This window comes from Halalkalibacterium ligniniphilum, from assembly GCF_000334155.1.
Taxonomy (GTDB): domain Bacteria; phylum Bacillota; class Bacilli; order Bacillales; family Bacillaceae_D; genus Halalkalibacterium; species Halalkalibacterium ligniniphilum.
Window position 1 is genome coordinate 1 of sequence record NZ_ANNK01000194.1, and the last position, 228, is coordinate 228.

The following is a 228-nucleotide window of genomic DNA, read 5'->3' on the forward strand; positions in this document are numbered from 1 at the left end:
ACCATCGCTAATATGTCGAAACGGTTTGAAGGTGTAGAAGTCGAGCAAAAAGTCATGAGGAAAGAGATTGATGAACTTAAACTCAATGACAAACTTCAAGACAGAGAAATACAAGGCTTGTCGAAAAGCCTAGACAAAATTGTCGAAGATACAACGTGGCTCAGACGGACTCTCACAAAGATTGTAATCACAGCTATTGTCAGCGGTGTTGTAACGATTGTGACAGGG

Annotated in this window: 1 protein-coding gene; it reads left to right on the forward strand. The window is 41.2% G+C overall.

All coding sequences use genetic code 11. The features are described from left to right. On the forward strand, window positions 1-228 hold a 228-nt coding region (locus BLT_RS0121100), incomplete at both ends, for a hemolysin XhlA family protein (RefSeq protein ID WP_017729666.1).